Source organism: Mycobacterium sp. IDUB_19 (assembly GCF_055419445.1).
Genome location: NZ_JBVAXR010000045.1, coordinates 1 through 22,717, shown reverse-complemented (window position 1 = coordinate 22,717; position 22,717 = coordinate 1). Strand labels below are relative to the sequence as shown.

23 protein-coding genes and 1 tRNA gene are annotated in these 22,717 nt (G+C 66.7%); 20 read left to right on the top strand and 4 right to left on the bottom strand.

Annotated features, from left to right (window positions below; translation table 11 throughout):
* The first annotated feature begins 7 nt into the window (after positions 1–7).
* From ACZY0B_RS24025 to xerD, 9 genes are all read left to right on the top strand, one after another.
* Entirely contained in the window at positions 8–193 is a 186-nt protein-coding gene (locus ACZY0B_RS24025; protein WP_463766737.1) for a hypothetical protein, read from the top strand.
* Between the two features lie 8 nt (positions 194–201).
* Entirely contained in the window at positions 202–1,011 is an 810-nt protein-coding gene (locus ACZY0B_RS24020) for a TlyA family RNA methyltransferase (RefSeq protein ID WP_463766736.1), read from the top strand.
* A complete protein-coding gene (locus tag ACZY0B_RS24015; protein ID WP_463766735.1) occupies positions 1,008–1,931 on the top strand; it encodes an NAD kinase in 924 nt (307 codons plus the stop codon). The genes ACZY0B_RS24020 and ACZY0B_RS24015 overlap by 4 nt, the downstream gene beginning before the upstream one ends.
* Before the next feature lie 24 nt (positions 1,932–1,955).
* The gene (gene recN / locus ACZY0B_RS24010) at positions 1,956–3,701 is read left to right on the top strand and encodes a DNA repair protein RecN (protein WP_463766734.1); all 1,746 of its coding nucleotides are present in this window, start codon (positions 1,956–1,958) and stop codon (positions 3,699–3,701) included.
* A 182-nt stretch (positions 3,702–3,883) separates the two neighbouring features.
* Positions 3,884–5,065 (top strand): putative cytokinetic ring protein SteA, encoded by a 1,182-nt coding sequence (gene steA, locus ACZY0B_RS24005; RefSeq protein ID WP_463766732.1) that lies wholly within the window; start codon positions 3,884–3,886, stop codon positions 5,063–5,065.
* Positions 5,066–5,087: 22 nt separating this feature from the next.
* The gene (locus ACZY0B_RS24000) at positions 5,088–6,032 is read left to right on the top strand and encodes a copper transporter (RefSeq protein WP_463766731.1); all 945 of its coding nucleotides are present in this window, start codon (positions 5,088–5,090) and stop codon (positions 6,030–6,032) included.
* A 147-nt stretch (positions 6,033–6,179) separates the two neighbouring features.
* Entirely contained in the window at positions 6,180–7,931 is a 1,752-nt protein-coding gene (locus tag ACZY0B_RS23995; RefSeq protein ID WP_463766730.1) for a CTP synthase, read from the top strand.
* A complete protein-coding gene (locus ACZY0B_RS23990; RefSeq protein WP_463766729.1) occupies positions 7,924–8,556 on the top strand; it encodes an NUDIX domain-containing protein in 633 nt (210 codons plus the stop codon). Before ACZY0B_RS23995 ends, ACZY0B_RS23990 begins: the two co-directional genes overlap by 8 nt.
* Positions 8,553–9,497 carry a site-specific tyrosine recombinase XerD gene (gene xerD / locus ACZY0B_RS23985; protein ID WP_463766728.1) on the top strand — a complete coding sequence of 315 codons (945 nt, stop codon included), beginning with the start codon at positions 8,553–8,555 and terminating at the stop codon, positions 9,495–9,497. Before ACZY0B_RS23990 ends, xerD begins: the two co-directional genes overlap by 4 nt.
* A gap of 77 nt (positions 9,498–9,574) precedes the next feature.
* Here xerD and ACZY0B_RS23980 read toward each other — a convergent pair whose 3' ends face one another.
* Positions 9,575–10,327: an O-methyltransferase gene (locus tag ACZY0B_RS23980; protein WP_463766727.1), complete on the bottom strand. Its 753-nt coding sequence runs from the start codon at positions 10,325–10,327 to the stop codon at positions 9,575–9,577.
* 197 nt (positions 10,328–10,524) lie between these two features.
* Here ACZY0B_RS23980 and ACZY0B_RS23975 point away from each other — a divergent pair, with 197 nt between their 5' ends.
* The 10 genes from ACZY0B_RS23975 to ACZY0B_RS23930 all read left to right on the top strand — a co-directional run bounded on the left by ACZY0B_RS23975 (position 10,525) and on the right by ACZY0B_RS23930 (position 18,541).
* On the top strand, positions 10,525–11,388 hold the full coding sequence (locus tag ACZY0B_RS23975; protein ID WP_463766749.1) for a ParA family protein: 864 nt from the start codon (positions 10,525–10,527) through the stop codon (positions 11,386–11,388).
* Positions 11,385–12,194, top strand: coding sequence for a segregation/condensation protein A (locus ACZY0B_RS23970; protein ID WP_463766726.1), 810 nt, complete (start codon positions 11,385–11,387; stop codon positions 12,192–12,194). Before ACZY0B_RS23975 ends, ACZY0B_RS23970 begins: the two co-directional genes overlap by 4 nt.
* 34 nt (positions 12,195–12,228) lie before the next feature.
* Positions 12,229–12,936, top strand: coding sequence for an SMC-Scp complex subunit ScpB (scpB, locus tag ACZY0B_RS23965; protein WP_463766725.1), 708 nt, complete (start codon positions 12,229–12,231; stop codon positions 12,934–12,936).
* A complete protein-coding gene (locus tag ACZY0B_RS23960) occupies positions 12,936–13,679 on the top strand; it encodes a pseudouridine synthase (RefSeq protein WP_463766724.1) in 744 nt (247 codons plus the stop codon). Before scpB ends, ACZY0B_RS23960 begins: the two co-directional genes overlap by 1 nt.
* Positions 13,676–14,362 (top strand): (d)CMP kinase, encoded by a 687-nt coding sequence (gene cmk, locus ACZY0B_RS23955; RefSeq protein WP_463766723.1) that lies wholly within the window; start codon positions 13,676–13,678, stop codon positions 14,360–14,362. Before ACZY0B_RS23960 ends, cmk begins: the two co-directional genes overlap by 4 nt.
* Positions 14,359–15,759 carry a ribosome biogenesis GTPase Der gene (gene der, locus ACZY0B_RS23950; protein WP_463766722.1) on the top strand — a complete coding sequence of 467 codons (1,401 nt, stop codon included), beginning with the start codon at positions 14,359–14,361 and terminating at the stop codon, positions 15,757–15,759. The genes cmk and der overlap by 4 nt, the downstream gene beginning before the upstream one ends.
* Before the next feature lie 214 nt (positions 15,760–15,973).
* A complete protein-coding gene (locus ACZY0B_RS23945) occupies positions 15,974–16,756 on the top strand; it encodes an SDR family NAD(P)-dependent oxidoreductase (RefSeq protein ID WP_463766721.1) in 783 nt (260 codons plus the stop codon).
* 21 nt (positions 16,757–16,777) lie between these two features.
* Positions 16,778–17,602, top strand: a complete 825-nt coding sequence (locus tag ACZY0B_RS23940) for a cyclase family protein (RefSeq protein WP_463766720.1) — start codon at positions 16,778–16,780, stop codon at positions 17,600–17,602.
* Position 17,603: 1 nt separating this feature from the next.
* Positions 17,604–18,380 (top strand): IclR family transcriptional regulator, encoded by a 777-nt coding sequence (locus tag ACZY0B_RS23935; RefSeq protein ID WP_463766719.1) that lies wholly within the window; start codon positions 17,604–17,606, stop codon positions 18,378–18,380.
* Between the two features lie 87 nt (positions 18,381–18,467).
* Positions 18,468–18,541 (top strand) — tRNA-Pro (locus ACZY0B_RS23930).
* A gap of 668 nt (positions 18,542–19,209) precedes the next feature.
* Here ACZY0B_RS23930 and ACZY0B_RS23925 read toward each other — a convergent pair.
* The gene (locus ACZY0B_RS23925; RefSeq protein WP_463766718.1) at positions 19,210–19,995 is read right to left on the bottom strand and encodes an SDR family NAD(P)-dependent oxidoreductase; all 786 of its coding nucleotides are present in this window, start codon (positions 19,993–19,995) and stop codon (positions 19,210–19,212) included.
* 533 nt (positions 19,996–20,528) lie between these two features.
* On the opposite strand from ACZY0B_RS23925, the gene ACZY0B_RS23920 reads away from it, so the two are divergent.
* Positions 20,529–21,617: a cytochrome P450 family protein gene (locus ACZY0B_RS23920; protein ID WP_463766717.1), complete on the top strand. Its 1,089-nt coding sequence runs from the start codon at positions 20,529–20,531 to the stop codon at positions 21,615–21,617.
* Here ACZY0B_RS23920 and ACZY0B_RS23915 read toward each other — a convergent pair whose 3' ends face one another.
* Together ACZY0B_RS23915 and ACZY0B_RS23910 are read right to left on the bottom strand one after the other, a co-directional pair.
* Positions 21,618–21,986 carry a DUF732 domain-containing protein gene (locus tag ACZY0B_RS23915; RefSeq protein ID WP_463766716.1) on the bottom strand — a complete coding sequence of 123 codons (369 nt, stop codon included), beginning with the start codon at positions 21,984–21,986 and terminating at the stop codon, positions 21,618–21,620.
* Positions 21,987–22,342: 356 nt separating this feature from the next.
* Complete coding sequence (locus ACZY0B_RS23910; protein ID WP_463766715.1) at positions 22,343–22,504, bottom strand: hypothetical protein; 162 nt, start codon at positions 22,502–22,504, stop codon at positions 22,343–22,345.
* Positions 22,505–22,717 lie beyond the last annotated feature (213 nt).

Here is a 22,717-nt window from a genome sequence, read left to right as displayed (position 1 = left end):
AACCGCAATGAATATCGATCCCGATCAGATTCGTGCCGACATCGACGCTGTGCTGGCGCAGCTACCCGACCTGGCTGACCCGGAAAACCAGGAAACCGTCCCGTCACTTGCCGAGCTCGAAGACATCGCACGCCGGCTTTCCGAGGCACATGACGTGCTGCTGGCTGCACTGGAGTCGGCGGAGAAGGGCTGAGTGCGGGCATGGCACGGCGCGCCCGCGTTGACGCCGAGCTGGTGCGGCGCGGCCTCGCGCGCTCCCGTCAACAGGCCGCCGAGTTGATCGGCGCCGGCAAGGTCAGCATCGACGGCATGCCCGCGGTAAAGCCCGGCACCGCCGTCGCCGTTACTGCTGCGCTATCCGTCGCAGACGACGGCGAGCGCCGGTGGGTGTCGCGCGGAGCGCACAAGCTCATCGGTGCACTCGATGCCTTCGGGATCCCGGTCGAGGGCCGGCGCTGCCTGGACGCCGGCGCGTCGACCGGTGGCTTCACCGAAGTCCTGCTGGATCGCGGGGCCGCCGAAGTAGTGGCCGCCGACGTGGGATACGGCCAGTTGGCTTGGTCGTTGCGGTCCGACCCGCGGGTGATCGTGGTCGAGCGCACCAACGCTCGCGACCTGTCGCCCGAGGCGATCGGCGGGCGTGTCGACCTCATCGTGGCTGACCTGTCGTTTATCTCGTTCTCGACCGTGTTGCCCGCGCTGGCTGGTTGCGCGTGCCCCGGCGCAGATATCGTTCCCATGGTGAAGCCGCAGTTTGAGGTGGGGAAGGGCCAGGTCGGTGCTGGCGGGGTCGTTCACGACCCCGGGTTGCGCGCCGACTCGGTGCTGGCCGTCGCGCGACGGGCTACAGAACTGGGCTGGCACACCGTCGATGTCACGGCCAGTCCGCTGCCGGGGCCGTCGGGCAATGTCGAGTACTTCCTGTGGTTGCGCGCCGAAACCGATCGGGGGCTGTCGGGCGACGGGCTCGCCGATGCGGTGCAGCGTGCGGTAGGCGAGGGGCCGCAATGACCGCCGAACGCACCGTCCTGCTGATCGTGCACACCGGACGCGAGGAGGCGACCGAGACCGCGCGCCGCGTCCAGAAGGTGTTGAGCGACAACGGTATTTCGCTTCGCGTCCTGTCCGCCGAGGCGGTCGACAGGGGGCCGCTGCACCTGTCTCCCGACGACATGCGGGCGATGGGCGTCGAAATCGAGGTGGTCGACGCCGATCCCGACGCCGCGGAGGGCTGCGAACTGGTGCTGGTGCTCGGCGGCGACGGCACCTTCTTGCGTGCGGCCGAACTCGCCCGCAACGCCGACATTCCGGTGCTGGGCATCAACCTGGGCCGCATCGGCTTTCTGGCCGAGGCCGAGGCGGAGGCCATCGACCGGGTGCTGGAACATGTGGTCGCGCAGGACTACCGGGTGGAAGAGCGCCTGACGCTCGACGTCGCGGTGCGCCATCGCGGACGCGTCATCGATCAGGGCTGGGCGCTCAACGAAGCCAGCCTGGAAAAGGGTCCCCGGCTCGGAGTGCTGGGCGTGGTCGTCGAAATCGAGGGACGACCGGTGTCGACCTTCGGCTGCGACGGGGTGCTGGTGTCCACGCCGACCGGATCGACCGCCTATGCATTCTCCGCGGGCGGCCCGGTGCTGTGGCCGGACCTCGAAGCAATCCTGGTGGTGCCCAACAACGCTCACGCCCTGTTCGGCCGGCCGATGGTCACCAGCCCGGACGCCACCATCGCGATCGAGATCGAGGCAAGCGGCAACGACGCCATGGTGTTCTGCGACGGCCGCCGCGAAATGGTGCTGCCCGCCGGCGGACGGCTCGAGGTGAAACGCTGTGGTACCGCCGTGAAATGGGCACGTCTGGACAGCGCACCGTTCACCGACCGCCTGGTGCGTAAGTTCCGGCTGCCCGTGACCGGTTGGCGCGGAAAGTAACGGTGCCGCAGCGGTGCTGACGCAATGCTGACTGAAATCCGCATCGAGTCACTGGGTGCGATCAGCTCCGCGGTCGGGGAGTTCGACCGCGGCCTGACCGTACTGACCGGCGAGACCGGCACCGGTAAGACCATGGTGGTGACGGGGCTGCACCTGCTCGGCGGCGGGCGCGCCGACGCCAACCGGGTGCGGTCGGGCTCCGAGCGTGCGGTCGTCGAAGGCCGTTTCACCACAACCGATCTCCATGACGCGGCGGTCGCGCAGCTGGACGAGATGCTGGACGCCTCGGGCGGAGAGCGCGACGAGGACGGCAGCGTGATCGCGCTGCGCTCGGTCAGCCGTGACGGACCGTCGCGGGCCTACCTCGGCGGCCGTGGTGTGCCCGCGAAGTCGTTGGGCGACTTCACTACCGGGCTGCTCACCCTGCACGGGCAGAACGACCAGCTGCGGCTGATGCGCCCCGAGGAACAACGCGGCGCGCTGGACCGGTTCGCGAACGCGGGCGCCGCCCTGGAGCGCTACCGCAAATTGCGCGACGCCTGGTTGTCGGCGCGGCGCGACCTGTTCGACCGCCGCAACCGCATGCGGGAACTCGCCCTCGAGGCCGACCGGCTGAGCTTCGCGCTCAACGAGATCGACGCCGTGGACCCCCAGCCGGGTGAGGACGATGCCCTGGTCGCCGACGTCGTGCGGCTCTCCGAGTTGGATACGTTGCGCGATGCCGCGGCGAGGGCCCGCGCGTCGCTGTCGACCGAAGAACTGTCGGGGGGCAGCGCCGCCGACAGCCTGGGGCGGGCAAGGGCCGCACTGGAATCCACCGACGACGCCAAGCTGCGGGCGTTGGCCGAGCAGGTCCGCGAGGCGCAGGCGGTGGTCGACGACGCGGCCCAAGAACTCGGCGGCTACTTGGATGAATTGCCCGTCGATGCCAGCGCGCTGGAGTCCAAGCTCGCCCGGCAGGCCGAGCTCCGGACGCTGACCCGCAAGTACGCCGCCGACGTCGACGGCGTGCTGCAATGGGCGGCCGAATCACGCGCGCGGCTCGCCCAGCTCGACGTCTCCGAGGAGGGGCTGGCGGCACTGCAGCGCCGCGCCGACGAGCTTGCCGGTGAACTGTCGGAAGCCGCGGTCGATCTCAGCAAGTGTCGCCGCAAGGCGGCCAAGCGGCTGGCGAAGGAAGTGACCGCGGAGCTGGCCGGGCTGGCGATGGCCGATGCCGAATTCACCATCGAGGTGAGCACCGATGTCGTTGCCGACAAGGACGACCCGGCTGCGCTCATGCTGCCTTCCGGCGAGGTGGCCCGGGCCGGCAGCGATGGCGTCGACGAGGTCGAGTTCGGATTCGCCGCACATCGCGGCATAACGGTGCTGCCGCTGGCCAAGAGCGCCTCCGGTGGCGAGCTGTCCCGGGTGATGCTGGCCCTGGAAGTGGTGCTGGCCGCGTCGGCGGCGGGCACCACGATGGTGTTCGACGAGGTCGACGCCGGCGTCGGCGGCCGGGCAGCCGTCCAGATCGGCCGGCGGTTGGCGCGGTTGGCCCGCACCCACCAGGTCATCGTGGTCACCCACTTGCCGCAGGTCGCGGCGTACGCCGACGTGCACCTGGTGGTGCATCCGGCCGGGCCGAGGGGGACCAGTGTGGTGCGGCGGGTGACCGACGACGAGCGGGTCGCCGAGCTGGCGCGGATGCTGGCCGGGCTGGGCGAATCCGACAGCGGCCGCGCCCACGCCCGGGAGTTGCTCGACGGCGCCCAGAACGATGAGATCTAGCGCTCGAAAACCCCGCGAGCGTCGACTTGTTGCGGGGAGAGCTGCCCATTCCGCCCAACAAGTCGACTTTCGACACCAGATCGGGATCGCCCTGTTACAGATGTGACTCTAGATAACTTCTGGGGCAGATGTTACGGCGCGCCTCCACGCATGCGCCGTTCATCGCGGACAGAATCGCCCCCATGAAGATGTCAGGGCTGCTTACACGTAATGCTTCCCGGCCGGGTCTGACCGGCACCGCACGGGTGGATCGCAACATCGACCGCCTGCTGCGTCGGGTCTGCCCGGGTGACATCGTGGTGCTCGACGTCCTGGATCTGGATCGAATCACCGCCGAAGCGCTGGTGGAAGCCGACATCGCCGCCGTCGTCAACGCATCGCCATCGGTCTCCGGCCGGTACCCGAACATGGGCCCGGAGGTATTGGTCAACAACGGCGTGACCCTGATCGACGAGACCGGGCCGGACATCTTCAAGAAGGTCAAGGACGGCTCCAAGATTCGCCTGTATGAAGGCGGGGTGTACGCAGGCGAGCGACGGCTGAGCCGCGGCACCGAGCGCACCGACCATGACATCGCCGACCTGATGCGCGAGGCCAAGAGCGGCCTGGCCGCGCACCTGGAGGCGTTCGCCGGCAACACAATTGAGTTCATCAAAAGTGAGAGCCCGCTGCTGATCGACGGTATCGGCATTCCCGACGTCGACCTCGACATGCGCCGCCGCCATGTGGTGATCGTCGCCGACGAGGACAGCGCCGCTGACGATCTGCGCTCCCTCAAGCCGTTCATCAAGGAGTATCAGCCGGTGCTCATCGGCGTGGGCAGCGGCGCGGACGTGCTGCGCAAGGCGGGCTACCGGCCGCAGCTCATCGTCGGCGACCCGGAGCAGATCAGCACCGAGGCCCTCAAGTGTGGCGCGCATGTGGTGCTGCCGGCCGACGCCGACGGCCACGCACCCGGCCTGGAACGCATTCAGGATCTGGGAGTCGGGGCGATGACCTTCCCGGCCGCGGGCTCGGCTGTGGACCTGGCCCTACTACTGGCCGACCACCACGGCGCAGCTCTGCTCGTGACTGCCGGTCACACCGCCAACATCGAGACGTTCTTCGACCGGACGCGGACCCAGAGCAACCCGTCGACGTTCCTGACCAGGCTCCGGGTCGGGGAGAAGGTGGTCGACGCCAAGGCGGTCGCCACGCTCTACCGCAACCACATCTCGGGCGGCGCCATTGCGCTGCTGGCGCTGACGATGCTGATCGCCGTCATCGTCGCGCTGTGGGTGTCCCGCACCGACGGCGTGGTGCTGCATTGGGCCACCGACTACTGGAACCATTTCTCCCTCTGGATTCAGCACTTGGTCACCTAGTCTCTGTCAGGACGGTGTGCTCATGATCTCGTTACGCCAACACGCCTTCTCGCTGGCCGCGGTCTTTCTCGCGTTGGCCGTCGGCGTCGTGCTGGGTTCGGGCTTCTTGTCCGACACCCTGCTGTCCAGCCTGCGTGACGAGAAGCGGGACCTGTACTCGCAGATCAACGGGCTCAACGACCAGAAGAACGTCCTGAACGAAAAGCTCAGCGCGGCAAACAATTTCGACAACCAACTGGTCGGCCGGATCGTGCACGACGCGCTGGCAGGCAAGTCGATCGTCGTCTTCCGCACGCCGGACGCCAAGGATGACGACGTCGCGGCGGTCTCGAAGATCGCCGGCCAGGCCGGCGCGACCGTCACCGGGACGGTGTCGCTAACCCAAGAGTTCGTCGACGCCAACTCCGCGGAGAAACTGCGGACGGTGGTGAACTCGTCCGTGCTGCCGGCCGGTCAACAGCTGAGCACCAAACTCGTCGACCAGGGATCGCAGGCCGGCGACCTGCTGGGCATCGCCCTGCTGATCAACGCCAACCCCGCGATCCCACCAGTCGATGACACTGCGCGCGAGACAGTGTTGGCGGCACTGCGCGACACCGGCTTCGTCACCTATCAGCCCAGCGACCACATGGCAGCGGCCAACGCCGCCCTGATCGTGACCGGTGGTGCGCTACCGCAGGATGCCGGCAATCAGGGAGTCAGCGTGGCCCGCTTCTCCGCCGCGCTGGCACCACATGGCTCGGGCACGGTGCTGGCCGGGCGGGACGGATCGGCGACCGGAGGTGCCGCGGTCGCGGTCGCACGCGCGGACGCCGGCATCAACTCCGCGATCAGCACCGTCGACGACCTCGACGCCGCGCCCGGGCGAATCACCGCAATCCTCGGCCTGCATGACCTGCTCAATGGCGGCCATGTGGGGCAATACGGCACCGGTCACGGCGCCACGTCGATCACCGTGCCGCAGTAGTACGTCGATAGCCGACCGGCCGTTGCCGGGCGTGTTAGCCGCGGCGTGGGGTCGCTGGTGTTAGGGTTGATTTCCGTGGGTCGGCAGGCCCAGCTATTCAAAAGCTCGACGAAATCGACGCCCTGCCCGTCTTCACGGAGGTCGCCTGTGCGTAAGCACCCGCAATCCGCCACCAAGCACCTCTTTGTCAGCGGTGGGGTTGCGTCCTCACTCGGCAAGGGCTTGACCGCTAGTAGCCTTGGCCAGCTACTGACCGCCCGCGGATTGCATGTGACGATGCAAAAGCTCGACCCGTATCTCAACGTGGACCCGGGCACGATGAACCCGTTCCAGCACGGCGAGGTCTTCGTCACCGAGGACGGCGCCGAGACCGACCTCGACGTCGGGCACTACGAGCGGTTCCTGGATCGCGATCTATCCGGCTCGGCGAATGTCACTACCGGGCAAGTCTATTCAACCGTCATTGCCAAGGAGCGACGCGGCGAATACCTCGGCGACACCGTCCAGGTGATCCCGCACATCACGGACGAGATCAAACGGCGCATCCTGGCCATGGCCGAGCCCGACGCCAACGGCCATCGCCCCGACGTCGTCATCACCGAAATCGGCGGCACCGTTGGCGATATCGAATCGCAGCCCTTCCTCGAGGCGGCCCGCCAGGTCCGGCACTATCTCGGCCGCGACGACGTCTTCTTCCTGCACGTGTCGCTGGTGCCCTACCTCGCCCCGTCCGGCGAGCTCAAAACCAAGCCGACTCAGCACTCGGTGGCGGCCCTGCGCAGCATCGGTATCAGCCCGGACGCGCTGATCCTGCGCTGCGACCGCGATGTCCCCGAGGCGCTGAAGAACAAGATCGCGCTGATGTGCGACGTCGACATCGACGGCGTCATCTCCACCCCGGACGCGCCTTCGATCTACGACATCCCCAAGGTGCTGCACCGCGAGGAGCTCGACGCCTTCGTGGTCCGCCGGCTTAACCTGCCGTTCCGCGACGTCGACTGGACTCAATGGAACGACCTGCTGCGCAGGGTTCACGAACCCCACGAAACGGTGCGAATTGCGTTGGTGGGCAAGTATGTTGATCTTTCCGACGCTTACCTTTCGGTGGCCGAGGCGCTGCGCGCCGGCGGGTTCAAGCACCACGCCAAGGTCGAAATAGTCTGGGTGGCCTCCGACGACTGCGAAAGCGCCGCCGGTGCAGCGTCAGCGCTGAGCGACGTGCACGGTGTGCTGATCCCCGGCGGGTTCGGCATCCGCGGCATCGAGGGCAAGATCGGCGCCATCCGGTATGCGCGGGCTCGCGGGCTGCCGGTGTTGGGTCTATGCCTCGGGCTGCAGTGCATCGTGATCGAAGCGGCCCGGTCGGTCGGTCTCACCGATGCCAACTCCGCCGAATTCGAGCCGGGCACAACCGATCCCGTCATCTCCACGATGGCCGATCAGGAACACATCGTGGCCGGTGAAGCCGACCTCGGCGGCACCATGCGGCTGGGAGCATACCCCGCGGTGCTCGAGCCGGATTCGATTGTGGCGCAGGCATATGAGGCCACCGAGGTGTCCGAGCGGCACCGGCACCGCTACGAGGTCAACAACGCTTACCGCGACCGGATCGCCGAAAGCGGGCTGCGGTTCTCCGGGACCTCGCCGGACGGCCATCTGGTGGAGTTCGTCGAATACCCGTCAGACATTCACCCTTTCGTCGTCGGCACTCAGGCCCACCCCGAATTGAAGAGCCGGCCCACCCGGCCGCACCCGCTGTTCGTCGCATTCGTCGGCGCGGCCATCGACTACAAGAAGGGCGAGCAGCTTCCGGTGGAAATTCCGGAGCACACGTCCAACGGCAACCAGCAAAGAGACAGTGCCGAGCGGTCGATTCCCGAACCCGCCACTCGTGGCTGACCACGTCTTCGAGACGGCGTCAAGCGAAACGCTGTACACCGGAAAGATTTTCGCGCTGCGCCGCGACGAGGTGCGGATGCCCGGGGGCAACACCGCGGCGCGGGAGGTGCTGGAGCACTACGGTGCGGTAGCCATCGTGGCGATGAAGGATGACCGGAGCATCGCGATGGTCTACCAGTACCGACACACCTTCGGCCGGCGTTTGTGGGAGTTGCCGGCGGGTCTGCTCGACATAGCGGGGGAGCCGGCGCACCTCTCGGCGGCCCGCGAACTCGAGGAGGAGGCCGGCCTGCAGGCTGACACCTGGCAAGTGCTCGTCGACCTCGACACCGCGCCCGGGTACAGCGACGAATCGGTACGGGTCTACCTGGCCACCGGGTTGACCGAGGTGGGCCGCCCCGACGGGCACGACGAAGAAGCCGACATGAAGATGCGCTGGGTCCCGATCGAGGAGGCAGTGCGCCTGGTGTTCGGCGGTGAGGTCGTCAATTCCATTGCCGTGGCGGGCATTTTGGCTGCCCACGCCGTGACGACGGGGTTCGCGCGGCCGCGGCCGGTGGACATCCCGTGGCAGGACAAGCCCAATGCTTTTGCCGCTCGAAAAGCGGGGCAGGCCGCGAAATGACGACAGCGCTCACGCTCGAAACACAAATGCAGGGCTATCTCGACCACCTGACCATCGAGCGGGGAGTAGCGGCCAACACACTCAGCTCCTACCGGCGCGACCTACGTCGCTATTCGAAACACTTGGCGGATCGCGGGATTCACGATCTGGCCAAGGTCGGCGAAGACGACGTCAGCGAGTTCCTGGTGGCACTGCGCCGCGGCGATCCCGATTCCGGGGCCGTCGGATTGTCAGCGGTGTCGGCGGCGCGGGCGCTGATCGCGGTGCGGGGCCTGCACCGGTTTGCCGCCGCCGAGGGCCTGGCCGAATTGGATGTCGCACGCGCGGTACGGCCCCCGACGCCGGGGCGACGGCTCCCCAAGAGCCTGACCATCGACGAGGTGCTGGCACTGCTGGAAGGGGCGGGCGGTGAGAGCCCGTCGGACGGGCCGTTGACGCTGCGCAACCGGGCGCTGCTGGAACTGTTGTACTCGACCGGATCGCGGATCTCCGAAGCCGTCGGCCTCGACGTCGACGACATCGATACCCAGGCCAGGTCGGTGCTGCTGCGCGGCAAGGGCGGCAAGCAGCGTCTGGTCCCGATCGGGCGTCCCGCCGTGCAGGCGCTGGATGCCTACCTGGTGCGCGGCCGCCCGGAGCTGGCTCGTCGAGGCCGCGGTACGGCGGCGATCTTCCTCAACGCCCGGGGTGGGCGGCTGTCGCGGCAGAGCGCATGGCAAGTGCTGCAGGACGCCGCCGAGCGCGCCGGGATCTCCATGGGGGTGTCGCCGCACATGCTGCGGCATTCGTTCGCCACCCACCTGCTGGAGGGCGGCGCCGACGTGCGGGTCGTGCAGGAGCTGCTCGGCCATGCCTCGGTGACGACCACACAGATCTACACCCTGGTCACCATGCATGCGCTGCGCGAAGTGTGGGCCGGCGCCCACCCCCGGGCTCAATAGTCCTTTTGCGCCGAACGTCGAATTGTTGGGCCCAAGAGGGCGAAATCCCCCCGACAAGTCGACGCTCGGCGCCCAAGTCAGCCGAGGTAGTCGGACTCCAGCACCAGGTCGGACACCAGTGACTGGTATTCGAGATGCGTCTTGTGCTCGACGGTGTTCCACAGCTTGCCCTGCTGCTGGCGCATGTACTCGCGGTACTTCGGCGCGCCCGGCACCCGGACGTTGTCGGCGACCGCGATCGAGCCGGTATGCAGCCAGCCCCGATCCGCGATGCTCAACAGGTCGTTCAGGTAGGCATCCTTGTCGTGGTCGAGGAATACGAAATCGAGTGCGCCAGAAGTGAATCCGTGCTCATTGGCAAGCGCGTCGAGCGTGCGTCCACCGTCGCCGATGGTGCCGACGACACACGTCACCCGGTCGGCGACACCGGCATGCGCCCAGATCCGCCGGGCGTTGGCGGCGTTGGCCTCGGCGAGCTCGACGGAGAACACCTTGGCGGTCGGGGCGGCCCGGGCGATACGCAGAGCGCCGTAGCCGCAGTAGGTGCCCAGCTCCAGCGCGAGCGCTGGTTCGGCCCGGCGCACGGCGGCGTCGAGCAGCAACCCCTTCTCGTCGCCGACGTTGATCAGCAGCGACTTCTCGTAGGCGAACTTGTCGATGGTGGCCAGCACGTCGTCGACATCGCCGGCCCGCGCGTTGTGCAGGACGTACTCGACCGCGGCCGCTTCGCGTCCGTCGCCGATCTGACCCGTCGTGGTGATGTTGCGAGCTCCGGTGGCCATCCGCAAGACCGACCACCGCAGCAGCGGTATCCGTCGTTTGAGATCCATAGTCACCCACGATAGCCCTGCCGAGCGTGGGTCGAATGTTGCTGGTGTGACTGAAGTTAACTCTGAACGGTTCGGCGGGCGCTACCGGCGCTCTCCGCACATATTCCCTGGTTATCTTGCCTGCGGGTCGCCCGGTTTACGCTCGTGAACCCGTTAGACTTTGCGACGATGTTCACCTTCGTAACACCCCGGGCATGATGACCGAGCACCCGGACGGCGCCGTCGAGATCGGCTTGACGGGACGTCCGCCGCGGGCCATCCCGGAACCGCAGCCGCGCACCTCGCACGGTCCGGCCAAGGTGATTGCGATGTGCAACCAGAAGGGTGGCGTCGGGAAAACCACGTCGACGATCAACCTGGGCGCCGCGCTCGCCGAGTACGGCCGGCGGGTGCTGCTGGTGGACATGGATCCGCAGGGCGCGCTGTCCGCAGGCCTCGGCGTCCCGCACTACGAGCTGGAACAGACCATTCACAACGTGCTGGTGGAGCCGCGGGTCTCGATCGACGACGTACTGCTGTCCACCCGGGTCAAGCACCTGGACCTGGTACCCAGCAATATCGATCTGTCGGCCGCCGAGATCCAGCTGGTCAACGAGGTGGGCCGGGAGCAGACACTGGGCCGGGCGCTGCATCCGGTGCTGGACCGCTACGACTACGTGCTGATCGACTGCCAGCCGTCGCTGGGCCTGCTCACCGTCAACGGGCTGGCCTGCTCCGACGGCGTCGTCATCCCCACCGAATGCGAGTATTTCTCGTTGCGCGGCCTGGCGCTGCTCACCGACACCGTCGACAAGGTGCGCGACCGGCTCAACCCGAAGCTGGAGATCAGCGGCATCCTGCTGACCCGCTACGACCCGCGCACCGTCAACGCCCGCGAGGTGATGGCCCGTGTCGTGGAACGCTTCGGTGACCTAGTGTTCGACACCGTGATCACCCGCACCGTCCGTTTCCCGGAGACCAGCGTGGCGGGCGAACCCATCACCACCTGGGCGCCCAAGTCGACGGGCGCCATCGCCTATCGCGCTCTGGCCCGCGAGTTCATCGACCGATTTGGCGCGTGAACGACACAACGAATGGTGAGGCGCCAGCGCAGAACGGCTTCCAGGTCCACCTCACCAACTTCGAGGGGCCGTTCGACCTGCTGCTGCAGCTGATCTTTGCGCATCGTCTCGACGTGACCGAGGTGGCGCTGCATCGGGTCACCGACGACTTCATCGCCTATACCCGCGAGATCGGCCGCCAACTGGACCTGGAGGAGACCACCGCATTCCTCGTGGTCGCCGCGACGCTGCTGGATCTCAAGGCGGCCCGGCTGCTGCCGGCCGGACAGATCGACGACGAAGAAGACCTCGCGCTGCTCGAGGTGCGTGACCTCCTGTTCGCCCGGCTCCTGCAGTACCGCGCGTTCAAGCACGTCGCGGAGATGTTCGCCGAGCTGGAAGCCACCGCATTGCGCAGCTACCCGCGCTCGGTGTCGCTGGAGGACCGGTTCACCGAACTGCTTCCGGAAGTGATGATCGGTGTCGACGCCGAGCGTTTCGCCCAGATCGCCGCGATCGCGTTCACTCCGCGGCCGGTGCCGACGGTGTCCATCGGCCATCTGCACGACCTCAATGTGTCGGTTCCCGAGCAGGCCGAGAAGCTGCTGGCGATCCTGGAGGCGCGGGGCAGCGGTCAATGGGCCACGTTTTCCGAGCTGGTCGCCGACTGCGAGATGCCGATGGAGGTCGTCGGGCGCTTCCTGGCGCTGCTCGATCTGTATCGGTCCCGGGCGGTAGCATTCGACCAGTCGGAGCCGCTTGGCGTGCTCCAGATTTCGTGGACCGGGGAGCGTCCGACCACCGAAACCCTGGCGGAAGCCGAGTGAACGCCCGAGAAGCGCGAGAAGTGCGAGACCAACCGTGACTGAAGAATCGCCCGATCTCGATCTGGGCATCGATCTCGACATCGGGATCCCGGAAATCGCCGAGGCAGCTCCCATGGAGCCCGAGGAACTCGGCTCCGCGTTGGAGGCCCTGCTGCTGGTGGTTGACACCCCGGTCACCGACGAGGCACTGGCCGCGGCCACGCAGCAACCCGTCTACCGCATCGCCGCCAAGCTTGCGGTGATGGCCGAGGAATTCACCGCACGCGACAGCGGCATCGACTTGCGGAAAACCGGGGAGGGATGGCGGATGTACACCCGCGCCCGGTTCGCGCCCTATGTGGAGAAGCTGCTGCTGGACGGCGCGCGGTCCAAACTCACCCGGGCCGCGCTGGAGACCCTGGCCGTGGTGGCCTACCGCCAGCCCGTGACCCGCGCGCGGGTGAGCGCGGTGCGCGGTGTCAACGTGGACGCCGTCATGCGCACCCTGCTGGCACGCGGGCTGATCACCGAGGCCGGCGCCGACGAGGACAGCGGTGCGATCACCTTCGCCACCACCGAGCTGTTCCTGGAGCGGTTGGGGCTGGAGTCGCTGACCGATCTGCCCGATATCGCGCCGCTGCTTCCCGACGTCGACACGATCGAGGACCTCAGCGAGTCCCTGGACAGCGAGCCACGTTTCATCAAACTGTCGGGCAGCCAGGCGCCCGAACAGTCGCTGTCGTTCGACGTGGACCAGGATTGATGGTCGACGATCAGGGGATCCGGCTGCAAAAGGTGTTGTCCCAGGCCGGAATTGCATCGCGCCGGGCCGCCGAGAAGTTGATCCTCGACGGCCGCGTCGAGGTGGACGGGCGCGTGGTGACCGAGCTCGGCACCCGGGTCGACCCCGATGCCTCCGTGATACGAGTGGACGGCGCCAGGATCGTCGTCGACGAATCCCAGGTGTATTTGGCGCTGAACAAGCCGCGGGGGATGCTCTCGACCATGTCCGACGATCGCGGCCGACCGTGCATCGGCGACCTGATCGAGCGGCGAGTGCGGGGCAACAAGAAGCTCTTTCACGTGGGGCGGTTGGATGCCGACACCGAAGGGCTGATCCTGCTGACCAACGACGGCGAGCTGGCACACCGGCTGATGCACCCCTCCCACGAAGTGCCCAAGACGTATCTGGCGACAGTCAGCGGGACGGTGCCGCGCGGGGTGGGCAAGAAACTGCGGGCCGGTATCGAGCTGGAGGACGGTCCGGCGCGCGTCGACGACTTCGCCGTGGTGGATGCGATCCCTGGAAAGACGTTGGTGCGCTTGACGTTACACGAAGGACGCAACCGTATCGTGCGCCGGATGCTGGAGGCAGTGGGTTTCCCGGTGGAGGCACTGGTCCGCACCGAGATCGGTACGGTATCGCTGGGCAAGCAGCGACCGGGCAGTATCCGGGCGTTGCGCCAAGACGAGGTCGGGCAGCTGTACAAAGCGGTGGGCCTGTGATCATTGGCATTGCGGTGGCGATCGACGGCCCCGCGGGGACCGGAAAGTCTTCGGTGTCAAAGGGATTGGCGCAAGCCCTGGGGGCGCGCTACCTGGACACCGGCGGCATGTACCGGATGGTGACGCTGGCGGCCTTGCGCGCCGGTATCGACCCGGCCGACGCCGAGGCGGTCGCGAGGATTGCGGAGACGGTGCGGATGTCGGTGGACTATGTGCCCGACGGTGACCGGTATTTCCTGGACGGAGAAGACGTCTCGGTCGAGATCCGCGGCGACCAGGTCACCGGAGCGGTGTCGGCGGTGTCGTCGGTTCCCGCCGTACGTACCCGGCTTGTCGCGCTGCAACGCGAAATGGCCGAAGGGCCGGGCAGTGTCGTCGTCGAGGGTCGAGACATCGGGACCGTGGTACTGCCCGACGCGCCGGTGAAGATCTTCTTGACCGCGTCGGCCGAAACCCGCGCCCGGCGTCGCAACGACCAGAACGTCGCCGCGGGTCTGGTCGACGATTACGACGGCGTGCTGGCCGACGTACGGCGTCGCGATCATCTGGATTCCACCCGGGCGGTGTCGCCGCTGCGGCCGGCGTCCGATGCGGTGACCGTCGACACCAGCGACATGACCGAGGCGCAGGTGATCGACCACCTGCTGGAGTTGGTCAAACAGCGAAGCGAGGCAGTGCGGTGACGCAGGACGGCACCTGGTCCGACGAAAGCGATTGGGAGGTAGTCGATTCCGAATCGGCGGAGTTCGACGAAGCCGGTCCAGCGCCGGTGGTGGCGATTGTCGGCCGTCCCAACGTCGGCAAGTCGACACTGGTCAACCGGATCCTGGGGCGGCGCGAAGCGGTGGTGCAGGACATTCCCGGCGTGACCCGCGACCGGGTCTCCTACGACGCGCTGTGGACCGGACGCCGGTTCGTCGTACAGGACACCGGGGGATGGGAGCCCGATGCCAAGGGCCTGCAGCAGCTGGTGGCCGAGCAGGCGTCGGTGGCGATGCGGACCGCCGACGCGGTGATCCTGGTGGTCGACGCCACGGTCGGCGCGACCGCCGCCGACGAGGCCGCCGCTCGCATCCTACTGCGCTCCGGCAAGCCAGTATTCTTGGCTGCCAACAAGGTTGACAGCGACAAAGTCGAATCGGATGCGGCCGCCCTGTGGTCGCTGGGTCTCGGTCAGCCGCACGCCGTCAGCGCGATACACGGTCGCGGCGTGGCCGATCTGCTCGACGAGGTGCTGGCCGTATTGCCCGCGGTGTCCGAAGCGGCGCCCGCGCCCGGCGGTCCCCGGCGGGTGGCGCTGGTCGGCAAGCCGAACGTCGGCAAGAGCTCACTGCTCAACAAGCTGGCCGGTGACGAACGTTCGGTCGTCCACGACGTGGCCGGAACCACGGTGGACCCGGTTGACTCGCTGATCGAATTGGGCGGCAAGATCTGGCGTTTCGTCGACACTGCGGGCTTGCGCCGCAAGGTTGGGCAGGCCAGCGGCCACGAGTTCTATGCGTCGGTGCGCACACACTCCGCCATCGATTCCGCCGAGGTCGTGATCGTCCTGATCGACGCGTCCCAGCAGCTGACCGAGCAGGACCAGCGGGTGCTCTCGATGGTGATCGAGGCGGGGCGTGCGCTGGTGTTGGCCTTCAACAAGTGGGATCTGGTCGATGAGGATCGCCGCGAGCTGCTGGACCGCGAGATCGACCGCGAGCTGGCGCAGCTGCAGTGGGCGCAGCGGGTCAACATTTCCGCCAAGACCGGGCGGGCGGTGCAGAAGCTGGTGCCGGCGATGGAGACCGCGCTGGCGTCGTGGGACGCCCGGATTCCGACCGGCCCGCTGAACACCTGGGTCAAGGAGATCGTTTCGGCCACGCCGCCGCCGGTGCGGGGCGGCAAGCAGCCGCGCATTCTGTTCGCCACCCAGGCCACCGCCCGGCCGCCGACCTTCGTGCTGTTTACCACCGGCTTTCTCGAGGCCGGCTACCGACGCTTCCTGGAGCGGCGACTGCGCGAGACGTTCGGCTTCGAGGGCAGCCCGATCCGGATCAACGTGCGGGTACGCGAGAAGCGAACTGCCAAGCGCCGCTGAGGGCTAATGCCGCCGCGCTCCCATTGCCGCCGCGTCGGGTGTGCGTCCAGGGCTTTGAGTGTGCGGCCTGGGCGGAAATCCCGCGATTTTCTCGCCCTCAGCGCACACTCGACGCCCACTACACGCACGCAACGTTGACATTCCTCGCGCCTCGCCCATAAGCTCTCACATAGCGGGTCTATATACCCGTATTGCGGGAATTAGTGGAGGCTCAGTGAGCGCGGCGCGGTTCAGGTTCGGCGTGCAAGACAAGTCGATATTGATCACCGGCGCGACCGGTTCGTTGGGCAGCGCAGCAACAAGGGCGTTGGCTGAAGCAGGCGCTCGGCTAACGCTGACCGCAGGCAACGCCGATCGCCTCAACGAGCTGGTGGCCGACGCCGGCATCGAGAACGCCGCTGTGGTCGCCCGTCGCCCCGAGACCCCGGCCGATGCCCAGGCCATGGTCGAGGCGGCCGTCGCCCGGCATGGCCGGCTGGACGGCGTCCTGGTCGCGTCGGGCATGAACCACGTCGCGCCCGTTACCGAGATGTCCGTCGGCGACTTCGACGACGTGATGCGCGCGAACGCACGAGGCGCGTGGCTGGTGTGCCAGGCGGCCGGGCGGGTGCTGCTGCAGCAGGGCGGGGGAGGCAGCGTCGTGCTGGTCTCCTCGGTGCGCGGCAGCCTCGGTCATCCCGCCGGCTACAGCGCCTACTGCCCGTCCAAGGCGGCCACCGACCTGCTGGCGAAGTCGTTGGCCGCCGAATGGGGCGCGCAGGGAATTCGGGTAAATGCCTTGGCGCCAACGGTTTTCCGGTCGGAGCTGACCGAGTGGATGTACGCCGACGACGACAAGGGGCGCGCAACCCGCGAGGCGATGTTCGCCCGAATCCCGTTGCGCCGCTTCGCCGAACCGGAGGACTTTGTCGGTGCGCTGATCTATCTGCTCAGTGACGCGTCGAGTTTCTACACCGGCCAGGTGATGTACCTGGATGGCGGCTACACCGCATGCTGACGCAGGAAGGATGACATAGCCATGAGTTTCACTTGGCCTCTCGGCGATGCCGAGTCGAACCTGGAGTTCTACGACCTGTCCCATCCGTGGGGTCATGGCGTGCCGGCGTGGCCTTACTTCGAGGACGTCAAGATCGAACGATTGCACAACATGGCCAGAAGTCGCGTCCTCACCCAAAAGATCACCACGGTCATGCATTCGGGCACGCACATCGACGCGCCGGCACACGTGGTCGAAGGCACGCCGTTCCTGCACGAGATCCCGCTCAGCGCGTTCTTCGGCACCGGGGTCGTCGTATCGATCCCGAAGAAGAAATGGGAGGTCGTCACCGCCGAGGACCTGGAGAACGCCACGCCGCAGATCCGGCCTGGCGACATCGTCGTCGTCAACACCGGCTGGCACCACACCTACGCCGACAGTGCCGAGTACTACGCGTACTCGCCGGGCTTCTACAAGGAAGCCGGGGAGTGGTTCGCTGCCAAGGGCGTCAAAGCCGTCGGTACGGATACTCAGGCGCTGGACCATCCGCTGGCCACCTCGATCGCTCCGCACGGCCCCGCGGAGCATACGGGCGGCCTGTTGCCTTGGGCGGTAAAGGAATACGAAGAGCAGACCGGCCGCAAGGTGCTCGACGATTTCCCGGAGTGGGAGCCGTGTCACCGCGCGATTCTGTCCAAGGGTATCTACGGCTTCGAGAATGTGGGCGGCGACCTGGATAAGGTCACCGGTAAGCGCGTCACGTTCGCGGCGTTCCCCTGGCGCTGGGTTGGCGGCGACGGCTGTATCGTGCGGCTGGTGGCGATCATCGACCCCACCGGGTCCTACCGCATCGAGACCGGGACCTGACGTGAGCGTCGAGTCAGAAGAGGCCCGTGGCACCGGAATTCAGGTCATCGCCCGCGCGGCCGAGATGCTGCGGCTGCTGCAGGCGCATCCCGGTGGATTGAGCCAGGCCGAGATCGGCGAACGGCTGGGAATGGCGCGCTCGACCGTGAGTCGGATCCTCAACGCGCTCGACGACGAAGGCCTGGTGGCCTCGCGCGCGGCGCGGGGTCGATATCGGCTGGGCCCCGAGATCGCCCGCATGGCAAGCACCGCGCGCCGCAGCGTCGTGATCGACCTGCACCCGTTCATGGAAGAGCTGTCCCGCGAGCTGGAGGAGACCGTCGACCTGTCGATCCTGGACGGCGATCGCGCGACCTTCGTCGATCAAGTCGTCTCGCCGCACCGCCTGCGCGCCATTAGCGCTGTGGGCGAGTCGTTTCCGCTGCACTGCTGCGCCAACGGCAAGGCGCTGCTGGCCAACCTGCCGGCCGAGGAACAGGCTCGGGCGATGCCCAGTCGACTCGCCCGGCTCACCGCGAACACCATCACCACGCCCGCGGTGTTGCGTAAGGAGCTCGACCGCATCAAAGCCGAGGGCATCGCCTACGACCGCGAAGAGCAGAGCGAGGGCATCTGCGCCGTGGGCGCGGTGCTGACGGGCGTGAGTGACGAGATGGTCGCGGTCAGCGTGCCGGTTCCTTCGCAGCGGTTCCACCGGCGCGAGGCCGAAGTCGCCGAGGCGCTGCGCGGCTGGGTGGAGAAGGTCGAAGTGTGGTTCCACGACAAGGCGGGCGATTGAGAGACTCGCAGGTCAGCCATGCAATGGCGGCTCGAGGGTCCGGCTGCGGTAGGCTTTCGAGCTGCTGCCGGTGGACTCACTGGCGCACGGGCTGTGGCGCAGTTTGGTAGCGCACTTGACTGGGGGTCAAGTGGTCGCAGGTTCAAATCCTGTCAGCCCGACAGAGCGACCGGCTGTTAGCAGTGTGTTTCGGTCTGTGCACAGGTCGCGGCGGGCGACCGTGCTACTCCGTACACTCGGGAACTATGACCAATCGCAAAACCAGGACCCTCGCCGCGCTGTGCGGCGGTGCGGCCGCGGTCGCGTTGGTGGCGGGGGGCGTTGGCGCCGAAAGTGGCCCGACCAACGCGATGCATGCTGTATCCGCTGCGCCTGCCGCGCCCGGGTCTCCGGGGGATACCTCCGCAGGAGGCGGCGCCGTGCGGGTGCACCCGATCATCTGCTGGCTCGGCATAAACTGTGGGCCCATCAACAATCAGCCCCCGGCGCGCGGCACTCAGCACCCGAGTACACCGCCCGCTCCGCCACCTCCTCCCGCTCCGCCACCTCCGACGCCGTAGCCAATAGATCCTGGGCCTTTCTGGTTGCACTGGCGGCACGCTCGCGCCTATCGATGAGGTCTAGTGCATCTTCTTGGACGTTGCCCATCCCAGGTACGTTGATGCTAGCTGAGCGCTCCCAACCGATGAACTTCGCGACGACAGTGGATGTGCCACGCGCATCAGAAGTCGACGATGTCATGCAGTGAATCCTGCTGCCGTCAAGGGATATCGCGAGCTACCAGGTTTGTCGTCGTTACCGGCGTTCGCTAGCGTTCGGCGGGAAACTGTCAGACGGTGGTGACGAATCCGCCGTCGATGCGGTAGTCGGATCCGGTGATATTTCCGGTGCGGTCGCTGGCCAGGAACACAACGAGGTCAGCGACTTCTTCAGGAGTGGTGAACCGCCCCGTCGGCGCGGAGCTTGCAAGCTCCGCCCTAACCTCGTCGGCCGTCTGACCGCTAATCGCGGCGAACCCGTCGGCCAACCCGCCCGGCTGCATCCACGGCTCCGTCGACACCGCGCCCGGGCTGACCGAATTGACGCGAATGTTCTTGGGCGCCAGCTCTTTTGACAATGCCTTAGCAAAGTTGGCGACAGCGGCTTTGGCGGCGCCGTAGTCGTAGGTATCCGGGCCGGGAGCATAGGCGCTGATCGAACTGACGATGATGATGGAACCGCCGCCGCGCCGCTCGATCTCCGGCAGCGCCGCGCGGGTCGGACGCACCACGCCCATCACATTCAGATCCCAGGACGCACGCCACTCGTCGTCGGAAATGCCAGCGAGTCCACCCGGGCGGACGGTGGCACCGCCGACGTTGTTGATCAAAATATCGATCCCGCCGCGGTACGTCGTCGCCGCGATCAATTCTTCGGCGGCACCGGGCTGGGTCAGGTCTACGGACACGAACGACACCTGCCCACTTTCTTCAAGCAGGGGCAGTTGCTTTCCAGGGGTTCGTGACCCGGCTACCACATGCGCGCCCGCGGCGACGAGCGCCTTAGTGACCGCCAAACCGATGCCCCTGCTGGCCCCCGTGACGACGGCAGTTTTGCCCGACAGATGCAGATCCATTTGCGCTCCTTCATCCGCCTTGAGCGCACGACGCTACTCCGACGGTGCAGCCATCGCCGTGCACCTGGCAGTTGCCAAGCGCTATATGGGTCGCCTCCTCGATAGTGGTGAGGTTGTTCTCCCACCCTGTTCAGCCGGTCACGGGGGAGCAGGCGATCACGGCGTAACGGTCAGGCGCTGCGGCCTGTGCAGTGGGTGACATCGCGGCGGCGGCGAAGAGGACGACGCCCGAAGCGATCAAGCTGATCATTGCGAAACCTCGTGAGTTGTTTTCGTGGACCAACTCACCGTGGGCTGAGCCACTTGCGGAATCCTCAAGAAATCCTGGCGGTACCCAACCCAAAGATCGGCGAGAACAGGCGCCGACCGCTCGGCGCCGCGTCGGCGGCCCATGCCGGAAGGCTCACGAACCGGCGGCTGTTGCCGCCCCCTGTGGCCGATGTTGCGGATAAAGTGGCGGCGGTGGAGTTGCAGGTGGCGCCGTTGGTGCGTGGTTCGCGGCGGTCGCCGGTCGTGAAAGTCGGTGGTGTGCGGTGACCGGGTCCGGTGTCGAGGCGGAGCTCGAGGTCATGCGGTCCGACGAGGATGCAGCCAAGGGTTATCGGGAATGGCAGGCTGCCGCTGAGCGGGCCGGTCAAAGAGTGCTGCGCGAGCCGCACGGCACGTACGTGTTATGGCGCCGCGACGATGTACTCGCCGCCATGCGTGATGGCGAAGTTTTCTCCACCCGCCAGGGCGAACTGATGCCCGGCAATCCGCCATTCGGCCCGTACCGGGAAATCTTGCTCGAGCTGCTCAATCCGGGCAGTTCGCGGGAAATGTTGAAGCCCGTACGTGGGCTCATCGAACAATACATCGGCGAGATAGTGACGAAACTTGACCGCTGCGATGGTGTGCGCATCGCTGACTTTCTTTGTTGCGCAGCAGCCGTTTCGGCGTGCGGGCTGCCGGCGGACGTTGGTTTCGAAGCGGTCAACCCGAACCTGGTTGGAAAGCTTCGCCGAGCGCCGTTGGGTGGCTTTGATGTGATCAGCCGCCTGGCCGCCGAACCGGTCACCGACGAAGAAGTAATCGGACTGATGGAGTCGGTGGTCCGCGGTTTCATGTTCGCTTCGTTCCCTATCAAGGCCGGACTTGCGATGCTGGCGCGGAGGCCGATGCTTCAGCAGGAGCTACGCGAAAGCCCAAGCCGGCAAGGTGATTTCATCGAGGAGCTGCTGCGGTTGGATGGCGGGGCGAAGACCGTTTCACGAATCACCACTCGCAGTGTGACGATCGGGGAAACGACGATCCCGCCCGGGTCCCCTGTCGAGTTATGTGTCGGCCTGGTTCACCGCGACGAATCGGACGTCATGTCGGGTCAGGATATGAAACTGGATGGCTCGCATCGGCATTGGAGTTTCGGGGGAGGCCCGCATCGGTGTCCGGCGTCGCACCTGGCCCGGGATCTGCTGAGCGATTTCTTTGAGGTGTGGCTTACCGAGGTCCCGTTCTTCTGGTTCGACTGGAAAGGCGGCGATGTCCCCAAAGCGTGGCATCCCAAAGCCTACGCTGCTTTTTCGGGCCCGATTTTCGATGGTTGGGTTCCAACCTGTGTGCCGCTGAGGTGGTCAGAGCTGTGACTACGGAGGCGGAAGCTGGCCTTGATGGCTTGGGCAGTAGACGGTCACTGATGCGGTGACGAATCTAACCGCGGTGCGGGTAACGCGATCGGGAAATAGGTGTAAAGACGGACTGCCCGCATACGTTGTGTTCGTCTCCTCGTCTACTACGGACTGGACCGAGGCGCCGCGATCGAGTTCGCCACAGATTTCATGGGCCCGGTAGACGAGTCCGGGCACGTTGTCTATGACGGGAATCTGTAGTTGTGCCAGCAACGCCACAAACTGGTCCTCCTGGCTGTCGGCGGCCGCTGCGCCGGCGCAAATAACCGCGGCGCTCAGCATCGCCGAGACGCTGACCAGAGCGTCTGCAAGGCTGGTGATGCGCACGGCCAGGATTCCCGTTCCTTCGGTGTCACCGGCTCCGCGTCAAATTGAATCGACACCCAGCGGTAACAATGGAGGCGACTAGCGCCTGCAATGATGGACATCGTAACTGGTTGGAATCGTGAATCACCACTGGACTTTCGCGCGAACCCGCAGATGAGGGGACGGGCGCGACGGCCACGGGAGCATGTGACCGCATCGAACCGTGGCGCGATAGAGCCGGGTAACACCACGGCCATGCGTAGGTGGCGAATATCTGCTCAGTGTGCGGTGATCATCGCCTTGATAAGCGGCGGCTCGAGCGTGGTCGGTGCGGCGCAGTCACCGGTGATGACCTGGCCCCGCACGCAAGACGGAGGCTATTCGGCAAACGTTTCGTCAAAGCCAGCGCCCAAATCGAACACGATCGCCACACCGGCGGCGTGGCAGAAATCAGCGGCCGATGCACCGGGCCGGTCGGCAGCCAGCCAACACGGCGCGGTGCTCACCGCACTGATCAGGCCGGCTCCCTTGGGGGACATCACACCTGATCCGCCGCCCGAGATCCCGGCGCCGACGGTTAAGCCCCTCGAGCCGCCTGTTGCGGCACCGCCACCTCGAATACAACAGCCGATGTCTCCCCCAACCCAGCAGGGACCCGCCCCGCAACAGCAAGGACCCGCCCCGCAAGAGCCTGCACCTCCACCTCCACAGCCGGCGCCTCCTCCCCAACGTCCGCCGGGAGGCCATGTCCA